The 13,076-nt window shown below is 70.2% G+C and carries 12 protein-coding genes; 3 read left to right on the top strand and 9 right to left on the bottom strand.

Annotated features, from left to right (window positions below; translation table 11 throughout):
• The first annotated feature begins 80 nt into the window (after positions 1-80).
• Positions 81-476, top strand: coding sequence for a hypothetical protein (locus ACGFMK_RS07410; RefSeq protein WP_392759283.1), 396 nt, complete (start codon positions 81-83; stop codon positions 474-476).
• Here ACGFMK_RS07410 and ACGFMK_RS07405 read toward each other — a convergent pair.
• Genes ACGFMK_RS07405 through ACGFMK_RS07375 form a run of 7 tightly spaced genes read right to left on the bottom strand, consistent with a single transcriptional unit; the run spans position 466 to position 8,802 of the window.
• Complete coding sequence (locus ACGFMK_RS07405) at positions 466-1,005, bottom strand: cyclodeaminase/cyclohydrolase family protein (protein WP_392759282.1); 540 nt, start codon at positions 1,003-1,005, stop codon at positions 466-468. The genes ACGFMK_RS07410 and ACGFMK_RS07405 overlap by 11 nt on opposite strands.
• A 3-nt stretch (positions 1,006-1,008) precedes the next feature.
• Positions 1,009-3,444 (bottom strand): FAD-dependent oxidoreductase, encoded by a 2,436-nt coding sequence (locus ACGFMK_RS07400; RefSeq protein ID WP_392759281.1) that lies wholly within the window; start codon positions 3,442-3,444, stop codon positions 1,009-1,011.
• A 10-nt stretch (positions 3,445-3,454) separates the two neighbouring features.
• Positions 3,455-4,297: a formyltetrahydrofolate deformylase gene (gene purU, locus ACGFMK_RS07395; RefSeq protein ID WP_392759280.1), complete on the bottom strand. Its 843-nt coding sequence runs from the start codon at positions 4,295-4,297 to the stop codon at positions 3,455-3,457.
• Positions 4,294-4,761, bottom strand: coding sequence for a sarcosine oxidase subunit gamma (locus ACGFMK_RS07390; RefSeq protein ID WP_392759279.1), 468 nt, complete (start codon positions 4,759-4,761; stop codon positions 4,294-4,296). The genes purU and ACGFMK_RS07390 overlap by 4 nt, the downstream gene beginning before the upstream one ends.
• The gene (locus ACGFMK_RS07385) at positions 4,751-7,288 is read right to left on the bottom strand and encodes a 2Fe-2S iron-sulfur cluster-binding protein (protein WP_392759277.1); all 2,538 of its coding nucleotides are present in this window, start codon (positions 7,286-7,288) and stop codon (positions 4,751-4,753) included. Before ACGFMK_RS07385 ends, ACGFMK_RS07390 begins: the two co-directional genes overlap by 11 nt.
• Complete coding sequence (locus ACGFMK_RS07380) at positions 7,285-7,563, bottom strand: sarcosine oxidase subunit delta (RefSeq protein WP_392759275.1); 279 nt, start codon at positions 7,561-7,563, stop codon at positions 7,285-7,287. Before ACGFMK_RS07380 ends, ACGFMK_RS07385 begins: the two co-directional genes overlap by 4 nt.
• 9 nt (positions 7,564-7,572) lie before the next feature.
• Positions 7,573-8,802 carry a sarcosine oxidase subunit beta family protein gene (locus ACGFMK_RS07375; RefSeq protein WP_392759274.1) on the bottom strand — a complete coding sequence of 410 codons (1,230 nt, stop codon included), beginning with the start codon at positions 8,800-8,802 and terminating at the stop codon, positions 7,573-7,575.
• 55 nt (positions 8,803-8,857) lie between these two features.
• Here ACGFMK_RS07375 and ACGFMK_RS07370 point away from each other — a divergent pair, with 55 nt between their 5' ends.
• Positions 8,858-9,505 carry a GntR family transcriptional regulator gene (locus ACGFMK_RS07370; RefSeq protein WP_392759272.1) on the top strand — a complete coding sequence of 216 codons (648 nt, stop codon included), beginning with the start codon at positions 8,858-8,860 and terminating at the stop codon, positions 9,503-9,505.
• Here the strand turns inward: ACGFMK_RS07370 and ACGFMK_RS07365 are convergent.
• Together ACGFMK_RS07365 and ACGFMK_RS07360 are read right to left on the bottom strand one after the other, a co-directional pair.
• A complete protein-coding gene (locus ACGFMK_RS07365) occupies positions 9,502-10,623 on the bottom strand; it encodes an aromatic ring-hydroxylating dioxygenase subunit alpha (RefSeq protein ID WP_392759271.1) in 1,122 nt (373 codons plus the stop codon). The genes ACGFMK_RS07370 and ACGFMK_RS07365 overlap by 4 nt on opposite strands.
• A gap of 285 nt (positions 10,624-10,908) precedes the next feature.
• Positions 10,909-11,487 (bottom strand): TetR/AcrR family transcriptional regulator, encoded by a 579-nt coding sequence (locus ACGFMK_RS07360; protein WP_392759269.1) that lies wholly within the window; start codon positions 11,485-11,487, stop codon positions 10,909-10,911.
• Positions 11,488-11,588: 101 nt separating this feature from the next.
• On the opposite strand from ACGFMK_RS07360, the gene ACGFMK_RS07355 reads away from it, so the two are divergent.
• Entirely contained in the window at positions 11,589-13,055 is a 1,467-nt protein-coding gene (locus ACGFMK_RS07355; RefSeq protein WP_392759267.1) for an aldehyde dehydrogenase family protein, read from the top strand.
• Positions 13,056-13,076: the final 21 nt, after the last annotated feature.

Below are 13,076 nucleotides of genomic sequence, written 5' to 3'. Positions count from 1 at the left end.
TCCGGTTCCATGGAGTTGCTGTGGATGTACCCACCCGAACGCCGGGACCGGTCCCGTGTGATCGACGTTACCCTTTCCGCATGAAGCGCACCGCCGTGCTGGTCGCGGCCGCTTTCCTGGCCGCCGGCTGCAGCGGCACCACCGGCGGGACGCCGTCACCGGCCTCTTCGGGGTCGACGTCGGTGGCGGCCGAACCGCACCGGCTGGTGTTCGACGTCTCGGGCACGGCCGTCGTCACCACGCTGACCTGCACCGTCGACGGCAAAACGACGGAGGAGAAGAACGTGAAGCTGCCCTGGAGCCGCACGTTCAGCTTCCCGGCGCACACCGGCAAGCACGAGTACCAGGTCGTCATGCAGTACTCGGACGGCTCGGTGGACGCGACGGCGAAGGTGGACGGGCGGCTCCAGACCAGCAGCAGCGGCGGCGGGGACGGCGCCGGCACCCAGTCGATGAACGGCGACTTCACCGACTGAGCGCCACCCCCGACCGGATCGCCTCGGTGACGCGGTCGGCGCGCTCGCAGATCTCGCCCACGGTCGCGACGGCTTCACGCAGTGCGGTGTCCTCGGGCAGACCCGCTAGCTGAACCTCGATGCTCACCCGGGCCGTCACCGCCGCCGCGCGAGCCGCTTCGGCCGCCGCCGCGAGGTCGGTCACCACCCGGGGGTCCGGCGGCACCCGGTCCACCAGGTCCAGAACCACCGCCGCCGCGGCGATCACGTCCGCGGGCGGCACGCACGCACCCCGCCGGGCGTCGAGCAGCGCGTCCGGGTTGCCCGAGGCCCGGCTGACGGTGGTGACCGCGTGCGCGTCCTTCTCCGCCAGCCGCAGCGCATGCATGCTCAACGCCTGCGCCTCGGCCACGACGTCACGGTCCTCGGCACAGCCCGCCACCAGAGCGGCGGCCTGCGCGACGTGCAAAGCCGCCGTCGTCCCGCCGCCGGGTGACGCGTCGCGGGACGCGAGGGCTTTCAGGAAGTCGCTCATGATCTGGTCACGCATGACTCACCTCCGGATCCGTTCCATGGCCGGGTCGAACAGGGGCTCCGCCGCCACGGTGGCCGGGACCCGGCGGCCGAAGTACTCGATCTCCACCCCGCTCCCGACGTCCACCGACGCCGGGAGCCAGGCGTAGGCGATCGGCTTCCCGATCGTGTAGCCGTACGCCGCGCTCGTGACGTACCCGGCCGGGGCGCCGTCGGCGAACACCGGTTCCTTGCCCAGCACCACGGTCCGGCCGTCGTCGATCGTGAGGCACCGCAACCGCCGTGACGCCGTCTCCTCGCTCCGGCCCTCGATCGCGTCACGCCCGAGGAAGTCGCCCTTGGCCGGCCGTACCGCGAACCCGACCCCGGCTTCGTACGGGTCGTGCTCGGTGGTCATGTCGGTGCCCCACAACCGGTAGCCCTTCTCCAGCCGCAGGCTGTTGAACGCCGCTCGCCCACCGGCGATGACGCCGAGGGACTGTCCGGCCGCCCAGAGCGCGTCCCACAACCGCAGGCCGTTGTCGGCGCTGGTGTAGATCTCCCAGCCGAGTTCGCCCACATAGGACAGTCGCATCGCGACGACCGGCACCCCGGCGATCCGCGCCTTGCGGGCCCGGAAGTACTTCAACCCGGCGTGCGAGAAGTCGTCCTGGCTCAACGGTTGCACGAGGTCCCGCGCGAGCGGGCCCCAGACGCCGATGCAGCACGTGCCGCCGGTGGTGTCGCGGACCTGGACACCGTCCGGCTTGTGCTTCAGGAAGTGGTCGACGTCGATGTTGCCGTTGATGCCGACCTGGAAGAGGTCCGGGCCGAGCCGCGCCACCGTGACGTCGCTGCGGACGCCGCCGGCTTCGTCCAGCATCAAGGTGTAGGTGACCGAGCCGACGGACTTGTCGAGCTGGTTGGTCGTCAGCGACTGCAGGAACTCCAGCGCCCCCGGGCCGGAGATTTCCACCCGCTTCAACGGGGTCATGTCGTAGAGCGCGACCTTGTTCCGCGTGTGCCAGGCCTCGGCCGCCGCGATCGGCGAGTGGAACTGCGCGGACCAGCCGTCGCGCGCGGGCGGCAGCCAGTCGTGCGGCAGCTTCTTCAGCAGCGGCGCGTTGGCCTCGAACCAGTGCGGCCGCTCCCAGCCGCCGGCCTCCAGGAACACCGCACCCAGCTCGCGCTGCCGCACGTGGAACGGCGTCACCCGCAGATCGCGCGGGGAAAGCTTGGGCTGCAAAGGGTGCAGGATGTCGTAGACCTCGACGAAGTTCTGCTGCGCCGTCTCGTGCACGTACGACGGCGCGAGCTGGACGTCCTCGAAGCGGTGGACGTCGACCTCGTGCAGGTCGGTCTCCGACCGGCCGTCGACGAGCAGCTCCGCGACGGCCTTGGCGATGCCCGCGGAGTGCGTCACCCAGACGGCTTCGGCGAGCCAGAACCCGCGGACGTCGGCCGATTCGCCGACCAGCGACTGGCCATCCGGGGTGAAGGAGAAGATGCCGTTGAAGCCTTCCTCCACCTTGGCCTGCCGCAGTGCGGGAAGCAGCAGCCGGCTCTGCTCCCACGACGGCGCGAAGTCCTCCTCGGTGAACGGCAACATCGACGGCATGGCGCTCTCCGTCACCGACGGGTCCAAAGTAGACTCCTCGACCGGCATCGGCCGGTGCGCGTAGGAGCCGATGCCGATGCGGTCGACGTGCTCGCGGAAGTACAGGTCCTGGTCCTGGTGGCGCAGGATCGGCAGGCTCGCTTCGACCTCCTCGGTGTTGCGTCCGACGAGCTCGTCGATCCGCCCGGTCTTGACGTACTGGTGTGCCAGCGGCAGCAGCGGGACGTCCATCCCCACCATCGCGCCGATCTCGCGGCCCCAGAACCCGGCGCACGACACGACGATGTCCGCCGGGAAGTCACCCTGGTCGGTCCGGACGCCGGTGACGTGCCCGCCTTCCTGCAGCACGTCTGTGACGCGCGTGGAGCCGACGAACCGGGCCCCCCGCGCGGTGGCCCGCTCGGCGAGGACTTCGACGGCTTTCGCGGCTCGCGCGAGGCCGTCGGTCGGCACGTGCAGCGCGCCGAAGACCTGCGAGCCGTCGAGCAGCGGCCAGCGGCGGACGCACTCCCCGGCGTCGATCAGCGAACCCTGGACGCCCCACGACGTCGCCCAGCCGTGCTTGCGCTTGAGGTCCTCCCAGCGGGCCGGCGTTGTCGCGACCTCCATGCCGCCGACCTGCAGGAAACAGTCCAGCTCCAGGAACTTCGAGACGGTGTACTTCGCGAACTCCGTCATCGTCTTGGACGCGTTGGTCTGGAACACCAGGCCGGGCGCGTGGGACGTCGACCCGCCGGTGCGCGGCAGCGGGCCCTGGTCGAGCACGGTGACGTCGGACCAGCCGCGGGCGGTCAGCTCGTCGGCCAGGTTCGCGCCGACGATGCCGGCGCCGATGATCACGGCTTTCGGTGCGGTCATGGCGGAACTCCTATCGGAACACAACAGTGCTGTTGCCGTTGAGCAGGACGCGGCGTTCGCAGTGCCAGCGGACCGCGCGGGACAGGGCGAGTGCTTCGGCGTCGCGGCCGACGGTCACCAGCTCGCGCGGCGAGTAGGTGTGGTCGACGCGCGCGACCTCCTGCTCGATGATCGGGCCTTCGTCGAGGTCGGGCGTGACGTAGTGCGCGGTCGCGCCGACGTACTTCACCCCGCGGTCGTAGGCCTGGTGGTAGGGCTTGGCGCCCTTGAAGCCGGGCAGGAACGAGTGGTGGATGTTGATCGCGCGGCCTTCGAGCTTGAGGCACAGGTCGTTGGACAGCACCTGCATGTACCGCGCGAGCACCACGAGATCCGCCTGGTACTCGCCGACGAGGTCGAGCAGCCGCTGCTCGGCCTCCGGCTTGGTCTCCGGTGTCACGGGCACGTACTCGAACGGCACGCCGGCCGCCTCGGCCATCGGCCGCAGGTCCTCGTGATTGGAGACGACGACGGCGATGTCCGCGCCGAGGCTGCCCGCGCGCCAGCGGAAGAGCAGGTCGTTGAGGCAGTGCCCGAACTTCGACACCATCACCAGCAGCCGAGGCGGCGTCCCGTCGGAGAAGTCGACCTCCATCCCGAACTCTCCGGCGACCACGGCGAAGTCGCGGCGCAGATCGTCCACTGTGGTCGGTTCAGGCGCGGTGAACGACGTGCGCAGGAACAGCGAGCCGCGGACGTCGTCGTCGAACTGCTGGTGCTCGACGATGTCGCAGCCCTGCCCGACGAGGAACGTCGTGACGGCGTGCACGATGCCGGACCGTTCGGGGCACTTGAGCGTCAGGGTGAAGGTCACGAGACGTACTCCAAACTCGCGTCGGCCAGCCACGCGTGGAAGTAGTCCGAAAAGGACTGCCGCACGAGGATGGTGAAGCCCTCTTCGCGGACCATCAGCACGATCCCCGTGCGCGCCAGCAAGGTCTGCACGCACGTACCGGGCGGGGACATCTCCAGGTCGATCGAGCACCCGTGCGCCAGCACGTCGGCGGCGTGCTCCCCGGTCAGCTGCACGGTGACCCGCTGCGCCGAGACGTCCACCACCGCGTCACTTTCACGGGACAGCGCCGCCTCCAGCTCGGCCTGGCGGCCGGGTTCGGCGAGCACGAGGTATTCGTCCGGGCCCATCCACAGGATGTCCAAGCCGTTGCCGCTCGTGAAGGTGCACGGCGCGGGCAGGTCGATGCCGAGCAGGCTGTGCCCGTCCCGGAGACGCACGGTGAGCTGAGTGCGGAACGGTTCTTCGACCGCGTCAACCGTCACGGCGGGCTCCTTCCTTGTCGAAGAGCACGGATTCGGTCACGGTCACCGGGACCACCCGGTCGCCGACCGGGACGTACAGCGTTTCGCCGATTCGCTCCCGGCCCGAGCGCACCAAAGCCAGCGCGAAGGTCCGTTCCAGCGCGGCGCTGTGGTAGCTGGAGGTGACGTGGCCGAGCATCCGCACCGGTGGTTCGGGCACGACGTCGGACTCGATGATCTGCGAGCCTTCGGGCAGCAGCACCGACGGATCCACCGGCAGCAGGCCGACGAGCTGCTTGCGGTCCGGGCGGTTGTTCTCGGCGCGAGCGAAGGAGCGCTTGCCGAGGAAGTCGGCCTTCTTCTTGGACACTGCCCAAGACATCCCGAGGTCCTGGGGTGTCACCGTGCCGTCGGTGTCCTGGCCGATGATCGGGTAGCCCTTCTCGGCGCGCAGGACGTGCATGGTCTCGGTGCCGTACGGCGTCGCTCCGGCGTCCACTATGGACTCCCACAGCGCGAGCCCGTACCACGAGGGGACGTTGATCTCGTAGGCCAGCTCGCCGGAGAAGCTGATCCGGCAGACCCGCGCCCGGATCCCGGCCACCTCGGCGTCCTGCCAGGTCATGAACCCGAAGGCCTCGTTGCTGACGTCGAGATCCGGCGCCAAGCGGCCGAGGACTTCGCGCGAACGGGGGCCGACCAGGGGGATCGTCGCCCAGTGTTCGGTGACCGACGTCGCGAAGACCTCCAGGTGCGGCCACTCCGTCTGGAGCCACTCCTCCATCCATTCGAGGACCATCGCCGCGTTGCCGGTCGTCGTGGTGACGAGGAACCGGTCCTCGGCGACGCGGATGACCGTGCCGTCGTCGATCACCATGCCGTCGACGCCGCACATGACGCCGTAGCGGATCCGGCCGACCTTGAGGGTGCTCATCATGTTCGTGTAGAGCATGTCGAGGAACCAGCCGGCGTCCGGGCCCTGGACGTCGATCTTGCCGAGGGTGGACCCGTCCATGACGGCGACGTCGGTGCGCGCCGCGCGGCATTCGCGCAGCACGGCGTCGTGCATGGTCTCGCCGGGCCGCGGGTAGTACCACGGCCGCTTCCACTGGCCGACGTTCTCGAACTCGGCACCGTGCTCGACGTGCCACGGGTGGATCGCCGTGACGCGCACGGGATCGTGCAGCTCACCGCGGTTGCGCCCGGCCAGCGCGGCGAACGACACCGGCGTGTACGGCGGCCGGAACGTCGTCGGCCGCTGTGTCGACAGATCGACGCCGAGGGCTTCCGCGGTGATGCCGGCGGCGAGCATGCCGGACGTCTTGCCCTGGTCGTGCGCGGTGCCGATGGTCGTGTAGCGCTTGATGTGCTCCAGCGAGCGCAGCCCGGCACCGGTGGCACGCAGGACGTCGGACACCGTGGCGTCGCGCTGCTGGTCGACGAACCGGGTGTCCACTTCGGACTCCGGTGCGGGCACCTGCCAGAGGATCTTCGCCTCCGGCAGGCCTTCGCCCGCCGCGGCACCCACGACGCTCACGTTCGGGAGCGAGCCGGCGGGTACGTACGCGCCCAGCCGGGGGTCGTAGCGCAGGGTGCCCCGCGCCTGGCTGTAGAGGTGCACCGCCGGGTTCCAGCCGCCGGACACGAGCAGCAGGTCGCATTCGACCCGCTCCCCCTGCGTCTCGCCCAGTTTCGCCACGTGGGCGGCCGTGATGTGGGAGTCGCCGTCGGTGCCGATGACGCCGTAGCCCTCGCGGGCGTCGACGATCCGCACGATCTCGGCGCCGGCCGCCGCCAGGTCGGACGCGGCGTCGTACGCGCTGTCGTTGGTGGTGAACACGACCACCCGCCGCCCGGCCAGGACGCCGTAGCGGTTCAGGTACGTGCGCGCGGCACCGGCGAGCATGATGCCGGGCCGGTCGTTGTCCGGGAACACGATCGGCCGCTCGTGGGCCCCGGTGGCCAGCACGATCTTTCGAGCCCGGATCCGCCACACCCGCTGCCGCGAGATCCGTTCGGGCGCGGCGGGCTCGCCCCGGCGCTCCAGGGCCAGCACGAACCCGTCGTCGTAGACACCGAACGCCGTGGTGCGCGAGAGGAAGCGGACACCGTCGGGCGCTTCGCCGCCGGGCTGGTCGTCCACGAGCAGGACCCGGCCCTCGGCTTCAGCCGCGGCGGCGAGCCCGGCGGGGCCGGCGCCGACGACCAGGACGTCACAGTGGGCGTGCTTGGCGTCGTAGCGCGCCGGATCCGGTTCGGTCGCCAGGCGGCCCTGGCCGGAGAGTCCACGCGCGACCAGGCCGTCGTACAGCTCGACGGTGGTCGCGCTCAGCATCGGCTCCGGGAACGGCGCTTCGATCTGCACCAGGGCGTTCGAGTCCTCGACACCCGCCGCGACGATGCCGCGCGGCCGTCCGTACTTGATGCTGGTCGCGACCTGGTGGATGCCGTTGGCCAGCAACGCGGAAGCCAGGGTGTCGCCGAGGAAACCGGTCAGTTCGCGGCCGTCGAAGGTGAACTTGAGCGGGACGCCGGAAAGCCGGGTCATGAGATCACCGGTTTCGGCTCGTCGAGGCGGTAGACCGCCAGGAGATCGTGGGTGCGGGTGTCGCGCACGGCGTTGAACCACCGGCGGCAGCCCGCGGAGTGGCTCCAGCGCTCGGCGAGCGGGCCGCTGGGGTTGGCGCGGAAGAAGACGAACTTCGCCCAGTCCTCATCGGACAGTGCGGCCGGGTCTTCGGGGTAGGCGACGTGGGCCTGGCCGCCGTAGTGGAACTCGGCCTCTTCACGCGGCCCGCACCACGGGCAGGGAATCAGTTGCATCAAAGGCTCCTAGTGCGCGACGGCGGCGGCGCCGTGCTCGTCGACGAGGGCACCGGTGGTGAACCGGTCCAAGGTGAACGGTTCGGCGTACTCGTGCGGCTTGCCCCGCGCGATGGTCGCCGCGAAGACGTCACCGACACCGGGCGTGGCCTTGAAACCGCCGGTGCCCCAGTTACAGTTGAGGAACAGGTTCTCGACCGGCGTGAGCCCGATGATCGGCGACGCGTCCGGGCTGACGTCGACGATCCCGGCCCACGTCCGCAGCAGGTGCGCCCGCGCGAACACCGGGAACAGCTCCAACGCGGCGGCCATCTGCTGCTCGATGATGTGGAACGAGCCGCGCTGGCCGTAGCCGTTGTAACTGTCGATCCCCGCGCCCATCACGAGTTCACCCTTGTGCGCCTGGGAAACGTAGACGTGCACGGCGTTCGACATGACGACCGTCGGGTGGATCGGCTCCAGCAGCTCGGACACCAGGGCCTGCAACGGATGCGACACGAGCGGCAGGTCCAGGCCGACCATCTTCGCCAGCACCGACGAGTGCCCGGCGGCGCACAGCGCGACCTTGCCCGCGGCGATCCGGCCGCGCGACGTCTCGACGCCCGTCACCCGGCCGTCCACTGTGGAGATTCCGGTGACCTCGCAGTTCTGGATGAGGTCGACGCCCATCGCGTGCGCGGCGCGGGCGAAGCCCCAGGCCACGTAGTCGTGCTTGGCGATGCCCGCGCGCGGCTGGTAGGTCGCGCCGAGCACCGGGTAGCGGACGTCCGGCGAGGTGTTGACGATCGGGCACAGCTCCTTGACGCCGCCGGTGTCGACCCACTCGGCGTCGATGCCGTTGAGCTTGTTGGCCTCGACGCGGCGGACGCTGTCACGGACGTCCTGCAGGCTGTGCGCGAGGTTCAGCACGCCGCGCTGGCTGAACAGGATCGGGTAGCCGAGGTCCTCTTCGAGGCCCTCCCACAGCTTGAGGGAGTGCTCGTAGATGCCGGAGCTCTCGTCCCAGAGGTAGTTGGAGCGGATGATCGTGGTGTTGCGGGCCATGTTCCCGCCCGCGAGCCAACCCTTCTCCAGCACGGCGACGTTCGTGATGCCGTGGACCTTCGCGAGGTAGTACGCGGTGGCGAGGCCGTGCCCGCCGCCGCCCACGACGATCACGTCGTAGGCCGGCCGGGGTTCCGGGTCGTCCCAGAGGAAGTCCGGGTGGTCCGGCAGGTCCGCGCCGGGGGTGCGAGGCATCCGAGTCCTCCTGGTCGACTTCTGATATATCAATTGTCGATGTAGGCTAAGCGGCATGAACCCACCGGTCAATCCCCCATCGCTGGCCGAACAGGCGTACCTCTTCGTCCGTGATCGCCTGGTCATGCTCGACATCCGGCCGGGCGACCCCATCAACGAGGAGTGGCTCGGCACCACCCTCGGCATGGGCCGCACGCCGATTCGCGAGGCGCTGAAACGCCTCGAGTCCGAGCGGCTGGTCGTCGCCTACCCGCGGCGGGGCACGTTCGCCACCGACGTCAACATCTCCGACCTCACCCACATCTCCGAGGTCCGGCGCACGCTGGAGCCGATGGCGACGGCCGCCGCGGCCGAGCGCGCGACCGCGGCCGACCGGATGACGCTCACCGAGCTGCGCGCGCAGCTCGACGCCGGCATCCCGGCCGGCGACAACGCCGAGCTGCTGCGCACCGACCTCGCCCTGCACCGGGCGATCTACCGGTGCGTGCACAACCCGTTCCTCGAGGACACGCTGATCCGGTACGACAACCTCGCGACGCGGATCTGGTGCGTGTTCGTGCCCCGGCTGCCCGGGATGGCCGGCCACGTCGACGAGCACGTCCCGCTCCTCACCGCGATCATCGAGGGTGACGCCGAGAAGGCCGCCGCGCTCACGCTCGAGCACGTCACCGGGTTCGAGACGGCCATCCGGGCGTTGCTCTAGAGACCGAGCCGGGCGCGGACCCAGTCGTGGAACTCGCCGATGTGGTGCTCGCTCGGCACGAGCACCCCGCCGCCGGCGTAGGCGCGCGAGTCCATCGCGAGCTGGCAGCGTTCGCACGCCTCGAAGTCCTGCAGGTTGACGCGGTGGAACAGCTCGACCGAGCGCGTCAGGTCGCGCCCGGACTCGACGACACCGGGCAGGTAGAGCCAGTCGCAGCGGACCAGCGTCCGGTCCGGGGCGAGCGGGAACATCCGGTGCAGGATCACGTGGTCCGGCACCAGGTTGACAAAAACCTGCGGCCGGATGGTGATCGCGTAGTACTTGCGGTCCTGGTCCTCGGTGACGCCGGGCAGCCGGTCGACCCCCTCGCTGCCGTCGATGGTGAACCCCTGGACGTCACCGCCGAAGGCCGCGCCGTGGCCGACGTAGTACTGCGCGGCGTACCCGTCGGCGAACTCCGGCAGGACCTCGGTGAGCTCGGGGTGGATCGTCGCGCAGTGGTAGCACTCCATGAAGTTCTCGATGATCTGTTTCCAGTTCGCCTTCACGTCGTACTCGATGCGCTTGCCCAGCGCCAGGCCGTCGACGCCGTACGCCTCGATCGCGTCCGCGCCGCCGAGCCGTTCGGTGACCGCGGCGACGACGCTCCCGTCGAACGGCGGCGGCTCGTCGGCCAGGCAGACCCAGGCGTAGCCGAGCCACTCGCGCAGGTGGACGCGGGTGAGGCCGAACGTCGTGCGGTCGACGTCGGGCATGCCGGTGAGGTTGGGCGCGGCGATCAGCTTGCCGTCGAGCCCGTACGTCCAGGCGTGGTACGGGCACTGGAACGCGCGCTTCACGGTGCCGGACTCGTCGGTGCACAGCCGCGCGCCGCGGTGGCGGCAGACGTTGAGGAACGCGTTCAGCTTGCCGTCCCGGCCCCGCGAGACCAGCACGCTCTCCTTGCCGACCTGAACCGTCTCGAACGCGCCGGGGCCGGCGAGGTCCGCGCTGCGCACGGCGCAGAACCAGTCCGCCTCGAAGATCTTCGACTGCTCCAGCGCGAAGATCGCCGGATCGGTGTAGTAGGTGCCGGGCAGCGTGGCGAGCAGGCTCGGCGGGAGATCGGTTGCGGTCACCGGCGTGGTCCTCTCCGCGGATCAGTTCGGGAGTAGTTGCGCAGAACGCGTCTTGTTGCTCACTCCGGAACAGAGTGACTGCCGCCAGCCAACGATGTCAACCCAAGTTTTTCAACGCCCACCAAGACTCCCGCCCCACTCCGGACGACACGCGTACTCAGCCGGACGACACGCGCACGCAGATGGACGACACACCGGCCGAGGCCGTGTCGTCCATCCAGGTACGCGTGTCGTCCGGGCAGGTACGCGTGTCGTCCGGCCAGGTACGCGTGTCGTCCGGCTGGGTCAGACAGCGGGGCCGTGGATGGCGCGGCGGAAGAGGGTTTCGATCTCCTCGCGGGTCGGGCGGGGGTCGGCCAGGGCCGCCTGCATCAGGAGACCGCAGAACAGGCCGGCCAGGAGACGGCCGGTGAGCGGGTCGGTGCGGAGGCCGTAGAGCTCGGTCAGGGCGTCGTCCCAGGCCGCGCTCGCCTTGCGGAGCGGCGGCCGGTGCAGGGCCGCGACGTACAGGTCGTACTCGACGACCGTGTCCCGGTACTGCTCGTTGATGTACCCCATGACCAGGTCGGCCAGCGCCGCGGCGAAGTCGGCGTCCGGTGGGAGGGCGGCCTCCCACTCCTTCAGCGCGTAGACGTTCTTCTCCGCCGCCTCGTGCAGCGCCACTTCCAGCAGGTCGTCCAGCGTCGCGAAGTGGTAGGTCGTCGAGCCCAGCGGGACGTCGGCCTTCGCGGCGACCGCGCGGTGCGTGAGCCCGTCGATGCCCCGCTGCGCGACCACCTCGATCGCCGCCTTGGCGATCCGCGCACGCCGGTCGGGATCGTTGGGGCCACGACGCCGGGTCCCCGCGGATTCGCTCTTCGTCATCGCTGCCGAAACCCTCCTTGTGGACATCTGTACACGTCTCGCGTACAAATGTACGCACTCAACGCGCCGAGCAGCCACTACCGAGTCCGGAAGGGGCCGCCATGAAAGACCTGCACATCGACGGGATCTGGACGGACGCGTCCGGAGGCACCGCCTCCGACGTGCTGAACCCCGCCACCGGCGAGGTGATCGAAAGGGTCGCCGAAGCCGGCCGCGAGGAAGTCGACGCCGCCGTCAGAGCGGCCGAAAAGGCCTTCGACGACGGCCCGTGGCGGAAGACGACCGCCACCGAGCGCGGCGAACTGCTGCGACGCGTCGCCGACCTGCTGGTCCGCGACCGCGAGGAGCTGGCCCGCACCGAGAGCCTCGACACCGGCAAGACGCTGGGCGAGGGCCGGATCGACATCGACGACGTGACGAACGTCTTCCGCTACTACGCCGACCTGGCCGGCAAGGACGCCGGGCGGATCGTCGACGCGGGCAGCGCGACCGTCGTCAGCCGGATCGTCCACGAGCCGGTCGGCGTCTGCGCCCTGATCGCGCCGTGGAACTACCCGCTGCTGCAGATGTCCTGGAAGGTCGCCCCGGCGCTGGCCGCGGGCAACACGGTCGTGCTGAAGCCGAGCGAGGTCACGCCGCTCACCACGATCAAGCTGGTCGCCCTGCTCGAAGAGGCCGGGACGCCGCCGGGAGTGGTCAACCTCCTGCTCGGCGCCGGGTCGGTCGGCGCGGCCATGGTCGAGCACCCGGCCGTCGACCTGGTCTCCTTCACCGGCGGCTACGCGACCGGCGAGAAGATCATGACGGCCGCCGCGAAGGGCGTCCGCCGGGTCGCCCTCGAGCTCGGCGGCAAGAACCCGAACGTGGTCTTCGACGACGCCGACTACGACACCGCCCTCGACTACGCGCTGATGGCCGCGTTCGTCCATTCGGGACAGGTCTGCTCGGCGGGCGCGCGCCTGATCGTCCAGGATGGCATCCATGACCGGTTCGTGGCGGACCTCGCCGCGCGCGCCGAGGCGATCCGCGTCGGCAACGGCCTCGATCCCGAGACCGAGACGGGCCCGCTCGTCTCGGCGCAGCACCGCGCCAAGGTCGAGGGGTACATCGAAAGCGCTCTCCAAGAGGGCGCGACGCTCCGGGCCGGCGGCAAACGGCCCGAAGGCGCGCAGTACGAAAGCGGTTTCTTCCTGCGGCCGACCGTGTTCTCCGGTTGCACCAGGGACATGGCGGTGGTCCGGGAAGAGGTCTTCGGCCCGGTCGTCACCGTCGAACGCTTCGCCGAAGAGGCCGACGCGATCGCGCTGGCCAACGACACCGAGTACGGGCTCGCCGGAGCCGTGTGGACGTCGGACGCGTCCCGCGCCCAGCGGGTCGCCGGGGCCCTGCGCCACGGCACCGTGTGGATCAACGACTACCACCCCTACCTGCCGCAGGCGGAGTGGGGCGGGTTCGGCCGGTCCGGCATCGGCCGCGAGCTCGGACCGTCCGGGCTGGCGGAGTACCAGGAGAGCAAGCACGTCTACCAGAACATCGATCCCGTTCCGCAGCACTGGTTCAAGGGCTGAGCACACTCCCCCACCCCCACC

Source organism: Amycolatopsis sp. NPDC049252 (genome assembly GCF_043197175.1).
Classification (GTDB): Bacteria; Actinomycetota; Actinomycetes; order Mycobacteriales; family Pseudonocardiaceae; genus Amycolatopsis.
The sequence above is the reverse complement of the archived record's forward strand: the minus strand, read 5'-3'. Positions and strand labels throughout refer to the sequence as shown.